Source organism: Sharpea porci (assembly GCF_009695655.1).
Taxonomy (GTDB): domain Bacteria; phylum Bacillota_I; class Bacilli_A; order Erysipelotrichales; family Coprobacillaceae; genus Sharpea; species Sharpea porci.
Genome location: NZ_VUNM01000073.1, coordinates 1 through 1251, shown reverse-complemented (window position 1 = coordinate 1251; position 1251 = coordinate 1). Strand labels below are relative to the sequence as shown.

Annotated in this window: 2 rRNA genes; both read right to left on the bottom strand. The window is 57.0% G+C overall.

Going from position 1 to position 1251, the window contains the following annotated elements:
• A 23S ribosomal RNA gene (locus FYJ79_RS12385) occupies positions 1-448 on the bottom strand; the annotation flags it as partial.
• A gap of 279 nt (positions 449-727) precedes the next feature.
• Positions 728-1251: ribosomal RNA gene (locus tag FYJ79_RS12380) — 16S ribosomal RNA — on the bottom strand; the annotation flags it as partial.

Sequence of the window (1251 nt, the reverse complement as noted above, 5' to 3'; positions counted from 1 at the left end):
CGATGCTTCCGGCAGGATTCCTCGTGTCCCGCCGTACTCAGGATCCCTGCTCGCGCTGACGCCTCCCCTTCGGGTACGGGTCCTTCGCCCTCTATGGAGCGCCCTCCCAGGCGCTTCCCCTGGGGATGCGTCATCCGCTTCGCTGCAGGTCCTACTACCCCGGCCTTGGCCGGTTTGGGCTCGTCCGTTTTCGCTCGCCGCTACTTGCGGATTCTCGTTTGATTTCTCTTCCTGCGGGTACTTAGATGTTTCAGTTCCCCGCGTATCGCCTCGCCGCGGCTATGTGTTCGCCGCGCGATGAGAGGCTCTCGGCCTCCCGGGTTTCCCCATTCGGATACCGCCGGATCATCGCCTGCTTACGGCTCCCCGGCGCATTTCGCTGTTCGCTGCGTCCTTCCTCGCCTTCGTGTGCCCATGGCATCCGCCATACGCCCTTTCTTTCCTGACCTTGTTCTTTCTTTAAATGAGTTTGAGTTTTCTGCTTTCTCTCTTCGTTAAGATACTGTTTCTCTTCTGTTTCTCGTTTCTTAGCTTTGCCCACAACAAGATTTGATGGAAAGACTCTCGTTTCCTTGTGTCTCTCTTGATCTCGTTGTGTGTTGTTTGTGTTTGCAGAAAGTCCGATATCTTCGATATCTTTCTTTCGTAATGCATCCGGTTTTCAGGGATCTCTCGCCGAGTCCGAAGACTCATCACCAAACAGAAACTTACGCCTTGTTCTCCCTAGAAAGGAGGTGATCCATCCCCACGTTCCCGTAGGGATACCTTGTTACGACTTCACCCCAATCATCGGCCCCGCCTTAGACAGCTCCCTCCATTGCTGGTTGGGCCGCCGGCTTCGGGCGTTGCTGACTCTCATGGTGTGACGGGCGGTGTGTACAAGGCCCGGGAACGTATTCACCGCGGCATGCTGATCCGCGATTACTAGCGATTCCAGCTTCGTGCAGCCGGGTTGCAGGCTGCAGTCCGAACTGAGAACGGGTTTGTGGGTTTCGCTCCCCCTCGCGGGTTCGCATCCCTCTGATCCGTCCATTGTAGCACGTGTGTAGCCCAGGTCATAAGGGGCATGATGATTTGACGTCATCCCCGCCTTCCTCCTCCTTGCAGAGGCAGTCCCGCCAGAGTCCCCAACTCAATGCTGGCAACTGGCGGCAGGGGTTGCGCTCGTTGCGGGACTTAACCCAACATCTCACGACACGAGCTGACGACAACCATGCACCACCTGTCTTCTCCCTTCCCCGAGGGGAATGC